An 18,634-nucleotide genomic window follows, 5' to 3' on the forward strand; every position below is an offset into this window, starting at 1 on the left:
AAGTAAGATATTTCGAGTAGATACGTTAAGAAAACATCTATCGAGGCGAACTCAAGTTTGAGCGACCGCGACTCTTCGGAAAGTTTTCATGCGCTCCGGAAATTTATAAGCACTAGCTTATAAATTCCTACACGTTAAAAAAGGTGGGAAAATTACGCGATGAGTATTCTCGTTAATAAAAATACAAAAGTAATTACGCAAGGGATTACGGGTGCAACTGGTCTGTTCCACACTCGCGGAGCCGTTGAATACGGTACACAAATGGTGGGCGGTGTAACACCTGGTAAAGGTGGAACCGAAGTTGACGGTATTCCAATTTTCAACACGGTAAAAGAAGCGGTTGAAGCAACTGGTGCAACAGCATCCGTTATCTACGTTGCTCCTCCTTTCGCTGCTGATGCCATCATGGAAGCAGTTGACGCTGAACTGGATCTGGTAATCTGCATCACAGAAGGTATCCCAGTTCTGGACATGGTAAAAGTTAAGCGCTACATGGAAGGCAAGAAAACCCTTCTGGTAGGCCCTAACTGCCCTGGCGTAATTACTCCAGGTGAGTGCAAAATCGGTATCATGCCTGGTTACATCCACGTTCCAGGTAAAGTGGGTATCGTATCCCGCTCCGGTACCTTGACTTATGAAGCAGTTCACCAAACTTCTACTCGCGGCCTGGGTCAATCCACGGCTGTAGGTATCGGTGGAGACCCAGTAAAAGGTATGGAGTTCATCGATGTACTGAAAATGTTCAACGAAGATCCAGACACAGAAGCAGTTATCATGCTGGGTGAAATCGGTGGTACTGCGGAAGAAGAAGCAGCAGAGTGGATCGCTGCTAACATGAAAAAACCAGTTGTAGGCTTCATCGGGGGACAAACTGCTCCTGAAGGAAAACGTATGGGCCACGCTGGTGCGATCATCTCTGGCGGTAAAGGTACAGCAGCTGAGAAAATCGCAAAGCTCGAAGAATGCGGTATTCGCGTAGCGAAAACACCTGCAGTCATCGGTGAAACACTTGTTGAATTGCTGAAAGAGCGCGGTATGCTCGAGAAAGTAATGGGCAAGTAAGCAAATAAGACAGAAGTGGGCAGGCTCAGGCTTGTCCACTTTTTTATTTTTGAACCAGCCTCTTTCTTTCGATAGAATAGCTTTCAAAGCCGTCCGTTATGATAAGTTTGATCGGGATGAAGGAGGATTTCGGAATGGGAAAGGCGAAGCTCGACGAGAGAGACTGGCTGTATGTGTTAACGATGATATCGGGTTTGGGAAGAAAGAAAATCCGTGAAATTTTTGAAATCACAGGTTCTTTTCAGGTTGCCATTGAAAATTGGCATGAACTGGCACATGGGCTCAGATTGACTTCCTTGATAACTGGTCAGGTTGACAAGCAAAGCAATGAAGCTACGGCTATGGCACTATTGGAAAAGCGTGAAGAAGAGGGAACGCGCTTCTTATGTCCTTTTGACGATGCTTATCCTGTATCACTCCGCAATATCCCCGATTCTCCATGGACGTTGTTTTATCGTGGCGATCACACATTATTGAAAAAGTTGTCCATTGGCGTCGTTGGTTCGCGCAAACCGACACCATATGGAAGAGCGAGCTGTAGCTTTTTTGTCCGAGAGCTGGTGCAAGCAGGCCTTGTCATCGTCTCTGGGGTAGCGTATGGAATTGATGCGGAAGCTCACCAAGCTACCTTGAAAGCAGGAGGTAAGACCATTGGTGTGCTCGGTTGCGGAATGAATCACGTTTATCCTACTCGGCATCGAGAACTTTATCGTGAAATTGAATCTTTTGGCCTACTTCTCAGCGAATATCCTCCTCATGTTCCACCTGTTTCTGGATTATTTCCAGAGCGAAATCGTATCATAAGTGGACTTTCTAGCGGTGTATTAGTGGTGGAAGCAGCAGAAAAAAGCGGATCTTTAATAACGGCAGACTGTGCACTTGAGCAGGGTAAGGAAGTTTTTGCGATTCCTGGTCCGATTTTTTCATTGATGAGTGCGGGACCGCATAACTTGATCAAACAAGGTGCAAAGTTAGTAACGTGCAGTAGTGATATATGGGAGGAAATCAAACATCATCTTCCAGAAGCTGAGCAGAAGCAGCAGTTCGAAAAAAGTAATGCAAACGATGTAATGCCCTTATCTAATGAAGAAAAAGCGATTGTGGAAGCCGTAACATATGACGGGATTCATCTGGATGAGTTAATGAGTAGCTTAGAAAAAGACCAACGCAGGATGCTACATCAGCTGGTCATTCGTTTGGAAGCAAAAGGGGCCATCGTAGCACTTCCGGGAGGTTATTTTGCTCGTCGCTAGCATTTTTTCCAGATATTTGGCAAAGTCTAGACGTACAAGTGTTTGACAAACGGGATGAGGGTATTTAATAATAGGGAAGATTCCTTACTAAAAGGGGAGGAAAAAAATGGCTGATACGCTAGTAATCGTAGAATCCCCTACGAAGGCCAAAACCATTGGAAAATACCTGGGTAGTAAATATATCGTGAAAGCGTCTATTGGGCATGTACGCGATTTGCCGAAAAGCCAAATGGGTGTAGACGTCACGCGTAATTTTGAACCCAAATACATAACCATTCGCGGCAAAGGCGATGTATTGAAGGGCTTAAAAGATGCCGCTAAAAAAGTAAAAAAAGTATATCTCGCAGCCGACCCGGATCGCGAAGGGGAGGCAATTGCTTGGCATTTGGCACAATACTTGGGGCTCGATTTGAATCAGCCGCTTCGTGTGGTATTTAATGAGATTACCAAAGATGCGATCAAAGAAGCGTTCAAGCATCCACGACACATAAACATGGACTTGGTAAATGCTCAGCAGGCACGTCGTATTCTCGACAGGCTCGTTGGCTACAATATTAGTCCAATTCTATGGAAAAAGGTTCGGAAAGGCTTGAGTGCTGGACGTGTTCAATCGGTTGCGGTAAAGCTTATCATGGATCGCGAGCGGGAGATCCAGGAATTTATCCCGGAAGAGTATTGGACAATTGCGAGCACATTGATCAGCGACGGTAAAGAAATTAACGCGAAGTTCTATGGTTATGGCGATGAAAAGGTGGAGCTCCATTCGGAAGATGATGTAGCAGCGGTATTAAAACGAATGAAGAACAAGCCATATGTGGTACAAAAGGTAACCAAGCGTGAGCGCAAGCGCAATCCTGCACCTCCTTTTATAACGAGTTCTTTACAACAAGAGGCAGCGCGTAAGCTGAATTTCCGCACTTCTAAGACCATGCGAATTGCTCAAGAGCTTTATGAGGGGATCGACGTTGGCAATAAAGAAGGCGCAGTTGGTTTGATTACCTATATGCGTACAGACTCTACTCGCCTATCTGTAACTGCACAGAATGAAGCAAAAGAATACATACTTGAGAAATATGGTCCAGACTATGTGTTATCTGAGCCACGCAATCAGGCGAAAAACGAAAATGCTCAAGATGCTCACGAAGCGATTCGTCCAACAGGTGTGATGCGTACACCAGAAGAAATCAAGGAATACTTGTCTAGAGATCAGTTGCGCTTGTATCGATTAATCTGGGAGCGTTTCCTTGCCAGTCAAATGTCATCTGCTGTTCTTGATACGATGAGCGTAGATATTGACGCAGGTGGAGTTACCTTCAGAGCAACAGGATCAAAAGTGAAGTTCCCTGGATTTATGAAGGTATATATTGAAGGAAACGATGATGGCACAGAAGAAGAAAGCTTCCTTCCGCCTATTGAAGAAGGCCAAATCCTTGAACAAAAAGAAATCGAGCCGAGTCAGCACTTTACACAGCCACCGCCTCGATTCTCTGAAGCCCGCATGCTTAAAACGATGGAAGAGATGGGAATTGGACGTCCGTCTACCTATGCACCTACATTAGAAACCATTCAAAAACGGGGCTATGTGGCGTTAGAGGAGAAGCGATTTGTCCCGACTGAGTTGGGCGAGATTGTGATCACGCTTGTCGAGGAGTTTTTCCCGGAGATCCTCAACGTAGAATTCACAGCGCATATGGAATCGGGCTTGGATAACGTCGAAGCAGGAACCACCAATTGGGTGCAGGTGCTGGACGATTTTTATCAAGACTTTGCAAAGCGTGTTGTTGTTGCAGAAGAAGAAATGAAAGAAGTAGAGCTGAAAGTCGAAGAATCAGATGAATCATGCGAGCTTTGCGGCCGTGTGATGGTATATAAGCTTGGTCGATTCGGCAAGTTTTTAGCCTGTTCCGGATTCCCAGATTGCCGTAATACGAAGCCGATTGTAAAAGAAATCGGCGTAAAGTGTCCGCAGTGTGAAACCGGAGAGATTATCGAACGTAAATCTAAGAAGAGTCGTATTTTTTACGGATGCAATCAATATCCGGAATGCGATTTTGTATCGTGGGACAAACCGATTGCCAGACCTTGTCCCAAATGCTCCAGCATGCTCGTAGAGAAAAAGCGCAAGAAGCAAGGAGTTAGCATTGTTTGCACCAAGTGTGATTATCAAGAAGAAGCAGACTCCTAAGCAGCTTGATTCGATTTTGTAGTTTGGAGGATTAACAGCATGTCACAACCAACAATTACAGTAGTGGGCGCTGGTCTCGCTGGTAGTGAGGCAGCATGGCAAATCGCGCAGGCGGGTGTAAAAGTAAAGCTGTATGAAATGAGACCGAAGACACAAACGCCTGCACACCATACCGATAAATTTGCAGAGTTGGTATGCAGTAATTCATTGCGTGCTAACACGTTGACAAATGCAGTGGGTGTATTAAAAGAAGAAATGCGTCGACTGAACTCTGTCATCATCGATGCGGCAGATCGTTGCGCGGTTCCGGCTGGAGGCGCGCTTGCCGTAGACAGACACGAGTTCGCGGCTCATGTTACGGATGCAGTTCGTAATCATCCATTGGTGGAGGTTATTTCGGATGAGATTACCGAAATTCCTGATGGGATTGTCGTAATTGCGACGGGTCCACTTACTTCTCCCGCTTTGTCTACCAAGTTAAAAGAGCTGACGGGTGAAGAATATCTATACTTCTATGATGCAGCCGCGCCCATTATCGAGAAAGACTCGATTGATATGAACAAGGTATTCGTTGCTTCCAGATATGATAAAGGTGAAGCAGCCTACCTGAACTGCCCGATGACAGAAGAGGAGTTCAATCGCTTCTATGATGCGCTGATCTCTGCGGAAACAGTTCCATTGAAGGAATTTGAAAAGGAAATCTTCTTCGAAGGCTGCATGCCGATTGAAGTATTGGCAAAACGTGGTCACAAAACCATGACATTTGGTCCCATGAAGCCAGTAGGCCTAGTTGATCCGCGGACAGGTAAAAAGTCTTACGCAGTTGTACAACTTCGTCAGGACAATAGTGCTGCGACGTTGTATAACATCGTAGGTTTCCAGACTCATTTGAAATGGCCGGATCAAAAAAGAGTCTTTTCACTCATTCCTGGGTTGGAAAACTGCGAAATCGTCCGTTATGGTGTGATGCACCGCAACACCTTTATCAATTCGCCAAAACTGCTGAAGCCTACGTACCAGTATAAAGATCGGGAAACTCTTTTCTTTGCTGGTCAAATGACTGGAGTAGAAGGATATGTAGAGTCAGCGGCATCTGGCTTGCTTGCAGGGATAAATGCAGCCCGACTCGCAAAAGGGGAAGAATTGATCGAGCTTCCGCCAGAAACAATTATGGGCAGTATGGCTCGTTATATTACAACGGCAGATCCAAAGCATTTCCAACCAATGAACGCAAATTTCGGGTTGGTACCGGAATGGCCAGAAAGAATCCGAGACAAGCGTTTGAAAAATGAAAAGCTCGCTGAGCGGGCGCTAGATACAATTCAGAATTTTACACAAGAACGACACAATTAACATTGATATCCGATTTTCGTCTGTGTTACTATATAGGTGCTTCGAGGAGGGTGCATCCCGTATGGACATTTCGCAACAAAATTCTGCGGATATTGAGATGTTTACCCGCTATTTGCGAGTTGAAAAAAACGCCTCTCCTCATACGGTGAAGCAGTATGTGGCAGATATCAGCGAATTTGTCTCCTTTATGGAACAGCACCAAATCACCGTATTTGCTGCTGTTTCTTATTTGCATGGTCGCTCCTTTCTCGCGCAATTGGCTGGCAGGGGGCTTTCCCGGCGAAGTATTGCCCGCAAGCTATCCAGTTTGCGTAGCTTGTACCGATTTCTGTTGCGTGAAGGTCAACTGGAACAGAATCCATTTCAATTAGTCTCCACTCCCAAAATGGAGAAGAAACTTCCTTCCTTTTTATATCCGCAAGAAGTTCAAGCTTTTTTCGATCTGCCTGATACCACCACTCCATTGGGAATTCGTGATCGGCTGATTTTTGAACTGTTGTATGCAAGCGGCATGCGTGTTACGGAGCTTACCACTTTATCTGTGAATGATGTGAATCCGAGCATGGGAGTCGCCTTGGTTTATGGAAAAGGAGCGAAAGAACGGTATGTGCCGGTTGGTAGTTATGCCTGCGACGTTCTTCGGCAGTACCTAGAATATGGAAGAGAAAAACTGTTGGCTGGAAAAGTAGAACACGGCAATTTGCTGGTTAACTATCGGGGAGAACCGTTATCCGACCGCAGTGTTCGTCGGATTGTAGACAAATACGTAGATACGTACGCTCTTCAATTGCGGGTTTCACCACATACCTTTCGTCATACGTTTGCGACCCATATGTTGAACGGCGGAGCTGATCTACGTACCGTGCAAGAATTACTGGGACACGTCAATGTTTCGACGACACAGGTGTACACCCATGTGACCAAAGAGCGACTTCGGCATGTATATGACACCGCTCACCCACGAGCAAACCCGGGCAATACGGGTTCCGCCAATCGGACATAACGGGAGGAATCAGTGATGGAACAGTTTCACGCAACAACCATATTTGCTGTACAGCATAATGGGTCTGTAGCGATGGCCGGAGATGGTCAGGTTACTTTTGGCAACAGCATGGTAATGAAGCACGGTGCCAAAAAAGTAAGACGTCTATATCGCGGCGAAGTTTTAGCAGGATTCGCTGGCTCTGTTGCTGATGCTATTACGCTTTTTGAGAAGTTTGAAGGAAAGCTGGAGGAGTATCACGGCAATCTGCAGCGTGCTGCTGTAGAGCTGGCGAAAGAGTGGCGCATGGATAAAATTTTGCGTCGTTTGGAAGCAATGATGATTGTTGCCAATAAGGAGCATTTGTTGCTTATCTCCGGAAATGGCGAAATCATTGAGCCTGATGATGGGATTCTTGCAATTGGTTCTGGCGGTAGCTTTGCCCTTGCAGCAGGTCGTGCATTGAAGACATATGCGCCTCATCTCGGCGCACGTGAAATTGCGGAAGCATCGCTTCGTACCGCTGCTGAAATTTGCGTGTTCACAAACAACAATCTTGTTGTGGATGAGTTGAATTGAGCGAAAGGGAGGAACCTACTGTGCTGAATCTTGAGCAATTAACCCCGCGTAAGATCGTAGAGCATTTGGATAAATACATTGTCGGGCAGGCACAAGCCAAGAAAGCCATTGCTGTAGCGCTTCGCAACCGCTATCGTCGCAGTCGTTTGCCAGAGCAAATGATTGAAGAGGTTGTTCCAAAAAACATCTTGATGATCGGACCTACTGGTGTTGGAAAAACGGAAATTGCACGTCGGATTGCCAAACTGACAGGTGCTCCTTTTATTAAAGTTGAAGCAACGAAGTTTACGGAAGTCGGTTATGTAGGACGAGATGTGGAATCGATGGTCCGTGATCTGGTGGAAGCTTCTATCCGTACGGTCAAACAGGAAAAAGTAGAGTCGGTGAAAGAGAAAGCCGAGAAGCTTGCGAATGAAGCGATTGTGAACGTACTCGTCCCATCCCGCAAGCAGTCGAACTCGTTCAAAAATCCGTTGGAGATGTTCTTCGGTGGACAGCAGCAACAGCAGCAGGATACCTCTGATCAAGAAGAAGTGTCGATCCAGCAGCAACGTAGACAAATCATGTGGCAATTGACGAATGGCCAGTTAGAAGAGCAAATGATTGAGATTGAAGTCGAAGATCAATCACCTTCGATGTTTGACATGTTCCAGGTTCCGGGTACAGAACAAATGGGGATGCAAATGCAGGATATGCTCGGTAGCCTGATGCCTAAGCGGATGAAGAAACGAAAATTGCGAATAAAAGATGCGCGAAAGGTATTAATTCAGCAGGAAGCGCAAAAACTGGTGGATATGGACGAAGTTACGCAGGAGTCTATTCGTCGAGCTGAACAACACGGTATTATCTTCATTGACGAAATTGACAAGATTGCGGGTAAGGATGGGCGTGGCCCGGATGTATCCCGTGAAGGGGTCCAGCGTGATATTTTACCGATTGTGGAAGGCTCAACTGTCATGACCAAGTATGGTCCTGTCAAAACAGATTATGTTCTGTTTATCGCAGCTGGTGCTTTTCACATGGCAAAGCCATCAGATTTAATTCCTGAATTACAAGGCCGTTTTCCGATTCGGGTGGAGCTGACTAGCTTGCGCGTTGAAGATTTTGTCCGGATCTTGACTGAGCCTAAAAACGCGTTGCTTAAGCAGTACGTGGCCCTCTTGGAAACAGAAGGTGTGCGTGTTGAATTTACACCAGAAGCCATTCAGGAACTCGCTCGTCTCGCTGCTGAGGTCAATCAGAGCACAGATAACATTGGTGCTAGACGATTGCACACCATATTGGAGAAGCTATTGGAGGATCTCTCTTTTGAAGCCCCAGAAATCCACCTAGAAGTTGTACAGATTACCCCCGATTATGTCCAACAGAAATTAGGTACAATCGCGGGGAACAAAGACTTGAGTCAATATATTTTATAAACATTGGATAGGCAGCACATATAATTAGGAGGAAATACAGATGGATCTACTGTCAAAAACAAGAAGAATTAATCGCATGTTGCAAAAATCCGCGGGTCATGCCGTGAACTTCAATGAAATGTCCCAAGTTTTGAGTGACGTTATTGAAGCAAACACTTATGTTGTAAGCCGTAAAGGAAAACTTCTCGGCTATGCGATTCATCAAGAGATGGATAACAGCCGTATGCGCAAAATGCTGGAAGAGCGCCGTTTTCCAGAAGAGTACAGCATGGGGTTACTGAAAGTAGATGAAACATCTGCGAACCTGGATGTAGATAGCCCATACACCATTTTCCCAGTAGAAATGAAAGAAGTATTCCGCACAGGTTGGACGACGCTTGTTCCAATTATGGGTGGAGGAGATCGTCTCGGTACGCTGATTTTGGGTCGCATTAACGATCAATTTGTCGATGACGACCTGATCCTCGCAGAAGTAGGGGCAACTGTAGTAGGTATGGAAATCTTGCGCGAGCGTTCTGAAGCAATTGAAGAAGAAGCGCGCAGCAAAGCGGTTGTGCAAATGGCGATTGGTTCCCTCTCTTATAGTGAGTTGGAAGCAGTTGAACATATCTTTGAAGAACTCGAAGGAAAAGAAGGCTTGCTAGTAGCCTCCAAAATCGCCGATCGCGTAGGAATTACTCGCTCTGTAATTGTAAACGCACTGCGTAAGTTGGAGAGTGCGGGTGTTATCGAATCCCGTTCTTTGGGAATGAAAGGTACCTTCATTAAAGTGCTGAATGAAAAGCTGTTGCCTGAACTGGAGAAGCTCAAAACCTCGTAATGTACCTTGTTAAAAGTTACACGAAAGTAAACAAAAGGTGTAGCAACTCATGTTGCTGCACCTTTCTTCATGGGACTTTAGTCCTAGTTTTTTCAAAAAACGACACATTATTACCATAAATTATATATTGATTTTTTATGCATGCCTCGACTTCTGCGATGGTTTGAATATGGTTTCCTTGTAAAATGCAGTAAAAAAACAGGAAAGATAAGGGATTTAGTCCCATTGAATCATTTTGAAAAACGTCATGAAAAGGGGCTTTTTTGTCCAAATTGATTTTGCTATGATTGAATCGTATTAGGGTGTCGAAAATACAGGAAATATAGGTGGTTTTAGGGAAAAGAATTGACTCATATTGGGGGAGAAGGAAAAATGCTGGATAGTTATCATCTGCAGGTCCTGGAGAGATCACTCGACGCTGCAACATTGCGACATAGAACGATCGCAAACAACCTTGCCAACATAGACACCCCTCAATTCAAAAGTCAACAAGTCATCTTTGAGAGTTTTTTGCAAGATGAGTTGAACGCAAGAGCGGGAAATGGCAAGTTAGAAGCGTATCGGACCAATCAACGACACCTCCCGTTTGGAAATGTAGGGGGCGTTGCAGTACCACAGGTTGTGTCCAATCCGAATAACTTCATTCAGAACAGTGGCAATGATGTTGACTTGGAAACAGAAACAACAGAATTGGCCAAAAACCAAATTTGGTACAGCGGATTAACACAATTGACAGCAGGACATTTTCAAAAACTACGAAGTGTAATTGAGGGTGGAGGTAAATAAAGATGAGCTTGTTTCAGGGAATTAACACAAGTGCTTCTGCCTTAACAGCTAACCGCTTGCGATTGGATACGATTGCTTCCAACATTGCAAATGCGGAAACCACTCGAGCAAGCTTCGTAGATGGCGCCTGGCAGCCATATCGGAGGAAAATGGTGGAGTTGTCACCTCAAACAAATGGAACATTTGATAACTTCCTGCAAGCAGCCGTGGGGACGGTCACAGGAAGTCGAGGTGGACAAGGTGTGAAGGTCACAGCGATTCAAGAAGACAATACACCGTTTAAACGAGTATTTGATCCATCTCATCCAGATGCAGACCAAGACGGATATCTCTTGATGCCGAATGTCGACCCGATGAAAGAGATGGTGGACATGATCTCTGCATCAAGATCATACGAAGCCAACGTGACAGCATTGAACGCTTCCAAATCGATGATGCTAAAAGCATTGGAAATCAAGTAAAGCGGGTGACAGTAAGGAATGGAAATGAGTGCAATCTCCCAACTAACGCCAATTCGTACACCGAGTGTGAACAAGCCAACCCCAGCTGAAGTTTCCCAAGAATTCTCATCGTTTCTATCGGATGCCATGAATAAAGTGAATCAGGCGCAAGTAGAATCGTCGAATCTTGCCGACAGGTTTGCAGCGGGAGAAATCACCGACTTGCACCAATTGACTGTTGCAGGTCAAAAAGCTACCGTGATGCTACAGATGACTATGCAGGTCAGGAACAAGATGATTGAGTCTTATCAAGAAATCATGCGCATGTCGATTTGATCGTTGTTGGTATCCTTTGAGAGGTGAAACATGAACGAACGTTTAGCAGTATACAAAGACCAGATTACGTCAAAATGGAACCAATTTTCCAAGAAACAAAAATGGATGATTCTCGGTATTTCGCTCTTCCTCTTGATTTCTCTTGGTCTATACATATACATCGCTTCTCAGCCGGTGTACAAACCACTCTACAACCAAAAATTGAGTGAACAAGAAATCGGGACTATCAAGCAAGAGTTGGAAGCTTCACAAATCCCATATCGTATCACGGGGAATGGTACAAGTATCGAGGTTCCAGAAAAAATGGCACAAGATGTCATTGTCGATTTGGCTGCACAAGGTATTCCGAGTCAAGCAGGAATTAATGCTGAAATTTTCTCCAGTACCCTTGGAGTTACAGATCGTCAATTTGATGTCATGAAGAAAGAGGCTTTACAACAAGAGCTGCGGAAGATGCTGGAACGTGTAAAAGGCGTACGCTCCGCACAAGTAATGATTACATTGCCGCAGGAAAGCGTTTGGGTGACGGAGACTCCGGATACAGCGACGGCTTCCGTTATCGTCGATGTTGAACCTGGAACAACGCTTGATCAAAAGCAAATTAACTCGCTTTATCTGCTTGTTTCCCGAAGCGTTCCGAAATTGCCAATGGAAGCGATTGCGATTACAGACCAGTATTCCAATCCGCTTGAACGTTCCGAAGGCAATGAAAACGAAGGCACATTGAGTAGCTTTAAGCAACAGGAAACAATCAAAGCAGATGTTGAAAAGAAAATTCAACAAAACCTGTACAACTTGTTGGGTACGATCATGGGACGCGATAAAGTCATCGTCCATACGTTCATCAAAATGAACTTTGACAAAGAAAATCGCGTAGAGAACATAGTCGAGGCACCTGACAAAGAGAATAACGAAGGACTTATCATTTCTTCTCAAAAATTATCAAAAGCCTTCTCTGGACAAGGTCAACCTCCAGGGGGGATTGCAGGAACCAATAACAATGCAGTTACGAACTACCCGGGAGCTACCCCGCAAGGAAGTAACAGTCAATACGAAGAGTTGAATGATACGATTAACCGTGAAGTAAATCGCATCACACGAAATGTTACATCAAGCCCGTACAAGATCGAAGACATCACAATCAACGTGGGTGTAGAACCGCCGGATGGTGGAACGTTGGATGCGGCTACGCTTGAGAGCATCAAACAAGTGTTGCGCAATGTTGTTCGTGTCACTTTAAGTGATCAGGCTTCTGATTTAACGGATGCTGAGTTGGACAAGCATATCTCTGTACTCCCTCGTCAGTTCTCAGGAAAAGCTGAGATTGAGGATTCCAGTGCACTAAGTCCTGCTGTTCTTTGGACAGTTGGTGGTATTGCAGTCCTGGCACTTGCTGCTGTTGCCTTCCTCGTTTATCGCAGACGCAGTCAAGCGAAGCAACAACAAGAAGAAGAGGAATTGCCAGACTTGCTGACACCGTTAAACGCGGCCGAAATACCAGACTTGATTTACCAAGAAGATGGAGACCAGGTAGTGGTCAGAAAGCAACTTGAAAAATTGGCGCGAAGCAAACCAGATGAGTTTGTTGTTCTGCTTCGTACTTGGTTAGCAGAAGATTAAGGAGTGAATGGTATGGCTCGCGGCGCTAAAGAGTTGTCAGGACGACAAAAAGCAGCTATCCTCCTCATCTCACTCGGGCCGGAAGTTTCTGCCCAGGTGTTCAAGCATTTGCGTGAGGATGAGATCGAGCAACTGACATTAGAAATCGCCAATGTGCGAAAAGTGGATACGGATGAAAAAGATAAAATTTTATCTGAATTTCACCAGATAGCAGTTGCCAAGGAGGTAATTGCACAGGGCGGGATTACATACGCCAAAGAAATTTTGCAAAAAGCTTTGGGTGAGACCAAAGCGATGGATATTATCAATCGCTTGACGGCAAACCTTCAAGTTCGACCGTTTGACTTTGCTAGGAAGGCCGACCCAGGTCAAATCCTTAACTTTATCCAAAATGAGCATCCGCAGACGATAGCTTTGGTGCTTTCTTATTTGGAAGCTCAACAAGCAGCCATGATTTTGTCCGCTCTTCCGCAAGAACGTCAAGCAGAGGTTGCGAAACGTATTGCGACTATGGACAGTACTTCACCGGAAGTAATTGCTCAAGTTGAACAGGTATTGGAGCAAAAGCTCTCTGCCACTGTTACCCAAGATTACACCCAGGCAGGCGGGATCGAAGCGATCGTGGCTGTACTCAACGGTGTCGATCGTGGAACCGAACGCACGATTCTGGATTCCCTCGAAATTCAAGATCCAGAGCTGGCAGAAGAAATCAAGAAGCGTATGTTCGTCTTCGAAGATATTGCAACACTCGACAACCGTTCGATTCAGCGCGTTATCCGCGATGTGGAAAATGCCGATCTGCAACTTTCTCTCAAAGTATCCAGCGAAGAAGTTCGGGAAGTTATTTTCCGGAACATGTCCAAACGGATGGCGGATACCTTCAAAGAAGAAATGGAGTTTATGGGCCCAGTTCGCCTTCGCGACGTCGAAGAGGCACAATCTCGTATCGTTGCAATTATCCGTCGCTTAGAGGAGGCTGGTGAGATCATCATCGCCCGCGGTGGAGGAGATGATATCATTGTCTAGGATCATCAAAAGCGCCAATTATCGGCCTTCTGAGGAATCTTTTCTCCTCTCGGTAACGCCTGTACCACTTAAGACGGAAGAAGTTGCCGAAAGGTTGCAAGAAAATCAAGAAATTTTAAATCAAGCTGAGATCGAAGCGAAAACGATCATCTCAGATGCAGAAGAGACCGCGCAAAACATCTTGCAGCAAACTGCCGAGCAAGCAGAGCAACTAAGACAAGAGACGCTTGCTCAGATGGACGAATGGTGGGAACAAAAGCGTCAGGAAGCTGCGCAACTGTTCCAACAAGTACAAGAGCAAGCATTGACGGAAGGGCAAGAGGCAGGATTTGAAGCGGGTAAACGTGAGGCGTACGAGGAGCAAACAGCTAAACTCAGCCAAGCGAAAACCATTCTGGAACAGGCGTTTGCCGAGAAAAAACAGATTATAGCTGAAGCGGAGCCTTTCCTAGTGGAACTCAGCATGGAAATCGCAAAAAAAATCATTGGACAGGAATTGCAACAGCATCCCGAGCAGGTCCTGGAGATGACCAAAAAAGCACTCCGCCGCTCCCGTGTTCATGGCGAGATTACGGTGTGCGTCAACCATAAGAACTTCGAATATGTGCTCGAACATCGTGCTGGTTTTCTGGAATTGTTAGATGGACAAGCAGAGCTCTCCATTTATCCTGACTATACGGTACAAGATGATGGATGTGTCATCCGTACTGCTTTGGGAAGTGTTGATGCCCGTATTGATACACAAATGGAGGAGATTAAGCAGGCACTGCTTACGATTGCCAGAGGAAGTGAGGCTCCATGAGCATCCTAGATCTCTCGAAGTACAAGCACATGCTGCATAGCTTAGATCCGATGCGCGTGAATGGCAAAGTGACACAGGTTGTTGGACTCACTATTGAGTCGCAAGGGCCAGAAGTGAAATTAGGCGAGATATGCCATCTATATCCGGCTAACACAAAGGAACCGATCATCGCAGAAGTCGTTGGCTTTCGCGAAAACAAAGTGCTGTTAATGCCTTTAGGCGAATTGACCGAAATTGGTCCAGGTTGTGATGTGGTCGCGACAGGACGTTCGCTAGATGTAAAAGTTGGACCTGAAATATTGGGTTCGATCCTCGATGGACTGGGCCGACCCTATCAAGGTTCACTGCCATTTGGTCTGACGTCTTATCCTACGAACAATATGCCGCCAAATCCGATCCTTCGCCCGCGCATTCAAGAACCATTGAGTGTAGGTGTGAGAGCGATAGATGGTCTCCTTACCATTGGAAAAGGTCAGCGGGTCGGCATCTTCGCTGGATCAGGGGTTGGAAAAAGTACATTGATGGGAATGATCGCCCGAAATACTACGGCAGATATCAATGTCATTGGTCTTATTGGAGAACGCGGTCGTGAAGTCATGGAGTTTATCGAGCGCGATCTTGGGGAAGAAGGACTAAAGCGCTCTGTTGTTGTGGTAGCTACTTCCGATCAACCTGCCATGATTCGAATCAAGGGAGCAATGATTGCGACATCCATCGCGGAATATTTCCGCGATCGTGGAATGAATGTCATGCTCATGATGGATTCCGTCACCCGCTTTGCCATGGCACAACGTGAGGTGGGCTTGGCAATCGGAGAACCGCCGGCTACACGTGGTTATACGCCATCAGTGTTTGCAATGCTGCCAAAGCTGATGGAGCGCGCAGGAACAGCGGATAAGGGGAGTATTACAGCCTTTTATACCGTACTGGTTGATTCGGACGACATGAACGATCCGATTGCGGATGCGGCGCGGGGGATTTTGGACGGTCACATCGTTCTTGACCGAAAAATCGCTCACAAAGGTCACTTTCCTGCCATTGATGTGATGGCGAGTGTAAGTCGTGTCATGAATGAAATCGTCGATAGTAACCATTTGGATGCTGCTCGTCAGCTGAAAAAGCATTTGGCTACGTTTCGTGAAGCAGAGGACCTCATCAATATTGGGGCGTACAAGCCAGGAAGCAACCGGGAAATCGATGCAGCCATTCGCTATCGAGATATCATTTCTGGTTTTACGGCACAAGGAACGCATGAGCCATCTACTTTGCAGGGCGCTATCCAAGCGTTGACAGCTCATTTCGGAGGAGTGAACTAACGTGCGAGTGTTCCAGTTTCATCTCCAAAAGGTTCTTGATTTAAAGGAAAAAGAAAAAGAACAAGCAGAGTGGGCTTTCGGAAAGTCGATCCAGCGTAAAAACGAAGAAGAGTGGAAGCTTTCTCAACTAACTGATCATCATGACGAGATGACGATGAAGCTCCAGGAAGTACAGATGCAGACATGCAGTGCTGCACAGCTCATTTCCATTACGCAATATCAGCAATCTGTTGCGAGATCCATTCAGAATCAGCAACGTACCTTGCATGGTTGTGAACAGGATGTGGAACGCTGTCAGTCACGATTGACGGAACGTATGAAAGAGTCCCAACTATGGCAACGCCTTCGGGAAAAGTCGCTCCACCAATTTCTGGACGACCAGAAGCAAAGAGAGCAAAAAGAATTGGATGAGATCGGTACGCAGCTCTATCTTCGCCGAAGTTACTGAGGGAGGTTCCAAATGGAAGAAATCCAAGAAGAACGGGAATACGGCAGGTGGGAATGGTTCTTTTATATGATTGTCATTCCTGCACTGTTTGCCAGCCTCCTTGGCGGTGTGCTCCTGAGCTTGCTCGGAGTAAATGTGTTAGGGAATGTTCTCCACTGGGCTAACTCCATACCGTACGTGGAAAAATTAGTCCCGGACGAATATGCGGCAACTCCCGACTCAGAAGAACAACCTGACATGGACAAACAAGTGGCAACCCTACAGCAAGATCATGCAAAAAACCAGCAGCAGATAAGCGCTTTACAAGAAGAGTCTGCAAAGAAAGACGCCACCATTGTGGCGCTTGAAAAACAGATCGATGATTTAAACAAGGCAATGGAAGATAAACGTGCTACTGAGGAAGAACGTCAGAAGCAGTTTGCAGATTTGGCGAAAGTGTATACAACCATGTCACCCAAAAATGCGGCGGCCATTATTGAAAATCTCAAGCTGGAAGAGTCAGTGACGGTTATGACCAAAATGAAACCTGCCCAGCAAGCTGACATTTTGGCGAAGATGGAACCGAAGAAAGCTGCCGATATTTCGATCTTGTTAAAAGATTCAGTAGTGAACAAAGATGATGACATTGCTGCTCTACAACAACGTGTAGATGTTCTTACAAAGGCGCTCAGCAATACGCGTGATGGGTCTGAATCGAATGAGGATCTAAAGAACACATTTACTCAGTTGCCTCCAGCGGATGCTGCCGCCATTATTCGTTCACTCATGAGTACTAACAAGGCTCAAGCCATTGCTTTAATGAAAGATTTGCCTGCGGATAAACGGGCACAAACTCTCTCAGCGATCGCCAATGACGACAAGAAAGAAAAAGACAATCTGGCGGCTCGCATCACGACAGAGTTGCTTCGAAAATAGATTGAGCAATCATCTGTTTTCGTTTCTATAAGCAACAAATCAAAAAGAGGAGGTGAACGAGATGAATGTAGCCAATTTGACTCCTGCCGTAGGATCAGCAGGATCTGTTACAGCTACACCTGTAGCAAATGCGGGAGGAACTGGTTTAGGTCAAATGTTTTCCATGCAATTGATGCAGGTGTTGGATCAGGTGGGGAACGCAGAAGACACAATGGTTGCGCCGGAGGGTTTGAGTGAAGAGGAAATGCTAGCATTAGCTGAGCTCATGGCATTATTTGCTCAATTGCTTGGCTCTGGCCAAACTACGCAAGACGAATTACCGCCTGACGCCCAAGAAAAATTTGCAACTGCAATTGAACAACTTTTGGGTAAAGCGCAAGGAAATGCTGGGCAAGTGAGTGAGGATTTGAAGCAGATTCTAGCTAACCTGAAAAAAGGGGAAGCAACTCCGAACGACCTGGACAAACTGGCAGCTCTTCTCGAATCCCTGAAGAATCAAAAAGGAAATGCTGAGGAGTCAAAACGAAGTGGACTGAACTTGCGATCCGATGTGATGGCAAACATGAACACAACCCAACAGGACACGCTTAAGACGATTTCTCCACTGCGGTTGAATCAAGGTCTCTCGGCTTACAAGCTAGAAGCAGGGATTCAGTCCCAGACAGTACAGTCTACCCTTCAAAGCGGCCTTTTGAATCAAGAGGGCGATGCACAAGAGGGCATGTTGAACGGAAATGGTCAGACACCGATTATTGCTTCATCTAATACGCAGACACAATCTGTACAGACCTTTCAGCAACAGTCGGTTCCAACACATCATGTGAACGCCAATCAACTGACACAGCAAGTCACTCAGCTTTTCGTGTCCAAGATGCACTTGACGCAAAACAATGGCGTACATGAGGCAAGGCTGATTCTGAATCCACAATCTTTGGGCCAAGTAGATGTCACGATTACTTCCCAAAATGGTGTGATTACAGCACAGTTCCATGCTGAAACACAGGCTGGAAAGGAAATGCTGGACAATCAGCTTCCGCAGCTTCGAGCTGCTTTGACCCAACAAGGCTTGCAGGTTGATCGCTTGGAGGTAAACCAGCAGCAGGATACAGCTTTTAACTTCCAACAGCAGCGTGAACAAGCACGACAACAGCAAGAGAATCGACAACAGCAAGAGAAAGACGAGCAAGAATTTGCTCTCGATGCCCTGGTTGACAGCAATGAATCAACAGAAGTGCTATGGAATCGATTGCGGGACACGGCTCGCGGCATTGACGACATCGTCTAGGATTGGAT

General features: G+C 45.9%; 18 protein-coding genes. All 18 read left to right on the forward strand.

Annotated features, from left to right (window positions below):
- Positions 1-159: 159 nt before the first annotated feature.
- The 18 genes from sucD (at position 160) to HP568_RS24685 (ending at position 18,626) form a co-directional block, all read left to right on the forward strand.
- Positions 160-1,062: a succinate--CoA ligase subunit alpha gene (gene sucD / locus HP568_RS24600; protein ID WP_015891769.1), complete on the forward strand. Its 903-nt coding sequence runs from the start codon at positions 160-162 to the stop codon at positions 1,060-1,062.
- Between the two features lie 134 nt (positions 1,063-1,196).
- Complete coding sequence (gene dprA / locus HP568_RS24605; RefSeq protein ID WP_173630495.1) at positions 1,197-2,315, forward strand: DNA-processing protein DprA; 1,119 nt, start codon at positions 1,197-1,199, stop codon at positions 2,313-2,315.
- A gap of 106 nt (positions 2,316-2,421) precedes the next feature.
- Positions 2,422-4,500, forward strand: a complete 2,079-nt coding sequence (gene topA, locus HP568_RS24610; RefSeq protein ID WP_048033464.1) for a type I DNA topoisomerase — start codon at positions 2,422-2,424, stop codon at positions 4,498-4,500.
- A 39-nt stretch (positions 4,501-4,539) separates the two neighbouring features.
- The gene (gene trmFO / locus HP568_RS24615; RefSeq protein WP_056488428.1) at positions 4,540-5,853 is read left to right on the forward strand and encodes an FADH(2)-oxidizing methylenetetrahydrofolate--tRNA-(uracil(54)-C(5))-methyltransferase TrmFO; all 1,314 of its coding nucleotides are present in this window, start codon (positions 4,540-4,542) and stop codon (positions 5,851-5,853) included.
- Positions 5,854-5,914: 61 nt separating this feature from the next.
- Positions 5,915-6,856 (forward strand): tyrosine recombinase XerC, encoded by a 942-nt coding sequence (xerC, locus tag HP568_RS24620; RefSeq protein ID WP_047067930.1) that lies wholly within the window; start codon positions 5,915-5,917, stop codon positions 6,854-6,856.
- A 15-nt stretch (positions 6,857-6,871) separates the two neighbouring features.
- Entirely contained in the window at positions 6,872-7,414 is a 543-nt protein-coding gene (gene hslV / locus HP568_RS24625) for an ATP-dependent protease subunit HslV (protein ID WP_015891764.1), read from the forward strand.
- 20 nt (positions 7,415-7,434) lie between these two features.
- On the forward strand, positions 7,435-8,832 hold the full coding sequence (gene hslU, locus HP568_RS24630; protein ID WP_304650854.1) for an ATP-dependent protease ATPase subunit HslU: 1,398 nt from the start codon (positions 7,435-7,437) through the stop codon (positions 8,830-8,832).
- A 40-nt stretch (positions 8,833-8,872) separates the two neighbouring features.
- Positions 8,873-9,652, forward strand: coding sequence for a GTP-sensing pleiotropic transcriptional regulator CodY (gene codY, locus HP568_RS24635; protein ID WP_048033461.1), 780 nt, complete (start codon positions 8,873-8,875; stop codon positions 9,650-9,652).
- A 372-nt stretch (positions 9,653-10,024) separates the two neighbouring features.
- Positions 10,025-10,438: a flagellar basal body rod protein FlgB gene (gene flgB, locus HP568_RS24640; protein ID WP_017249334.1), complete on the forward strand. Its 414-nt coding sequence runs from the start codon at positions 10,025-10,027 to the stop codon at positions 10,436-10,438.
- A gap of 2 nt (positions 10,439-10,440) precedes the next feature.
- Complete coding sequence (gene flgC / locus HP568_RS24645) at positions 10,441-10,899, forward strand: flagellar basal body rod protein FlgC (RefSeq protein WP_048033460.1); 459 nt, start codon at positions 10,441-10,443, stop codon at positions 10,897-10,899.
- An 18-nt stretch (positions 10,900-10,917) separates the two neighbouring features.
- Entirely contained in the window at positions 10,918-11,214 is a 297-nt protein-coding gene (gene fliE / locus HP568_RS24650; RefSeq protein WP_048033459.1) for a flagellar hook-basal body complex protein FliE, read from the forward strand.
- Positions 11,215-11,244: 30 nt separating this feature from the next.
- Positions 11,245-12,834 (forward strand): flagellar basal-body MS-ring/collar protein FliF, encoded by a 1,590-nt coding sequence (gene fliF, locus HP568_RS24655; protein ID WP_048033458.1) that lies wholly within the window; start codon positions 11,245-11,247, stop codon positions 12,832-12,834.
- Between the two features lie 12 nt (positions 12,835-12,846).
- Complete coding sequence (gene fliG, locus HP568_RS24660; RefSeq protein ID WP_007719331.1) at positions 12,847-13,860, forward strand: flagellar motor switch protein FliG; 1,014 nt, start codon at positions 12,847-12,849, stop codon at positions 13,858-13,860.
- Positions 13,844-14,662 (forward strand): FliH/SctL family protein, encoded by an 819-nt coding sequence (locus HP568_RS24665; protein WP_173630496.1) that lies wholly within the window; start codon positions 13,844-13,846, stop codon positions 14,660-14,662. The genes fliG and HP568_RS24665 overlap by 17 nt, the downstream gene beginning before the upstream one ends.
- The gene (fliI, locus tag HP568_RS24670) at positions 14,659-15,978 is read left to right on the forward strand and encodes a flagellar protein export ATPase FliI (protein WP_048033456.1); all 1,320 of its coding nucleotides are present in this window, start codon (positions 14,659-14,661) and stop codon (positions 15,976-15,978) included. Before HP568_RS24665 ends, fliI begins: the two co-directional genes overlap by 4 nt.
- Position 15,979: 1 nt before the next feature.
- Complete coding sequence (gene fliJ / locus HP568_RS24675; RefSeq protein WP_048033455.1) at positions 15,980-16,426, forward strand: flagellar export protein FliJ; 447 nt, start codon at positions 15,980-15,982, stop codon at positions 16,424-16,426.
- A 12-nt stretch (positions 16,427-16,438) separates the two neighbouring features.
- A complete protein-coding gene (locus HP568_RS24680) occupies positions 16,439-17,341 on the forward strand; it encodes a MotE family protein (RefSeq protein ID WP_048033454.1) in 903 nt (300 codons plus the stop codon).
- A gap of 61 nt (positions 17,342-17,402) precedes the next feature.
- Positions 17,403-18,626 (forward strand): flagellar hook-length control protein FliK, encoded by a 1,224-nt coding sequence (locus tag HP568_RS24685; protein WP_173630497.1) that lies wholly within the window; start codon positions 17,403-17,405, stop codon positions 18,624-18,626.
- Positions 18,627-18,634 lie beyond the last annotated feature (8 nt).

It is taken from the genome of Brevibacillus sp. MS2.2, from assembly GCF_013284345.1.
GTDB classification, from domain to species: domain Bacteria; phylum Bacillota; class Bacilli; order Brevibacillales; family Brevibacillaceae; genus Brevibacillus; species Brevibacillus brevis_C.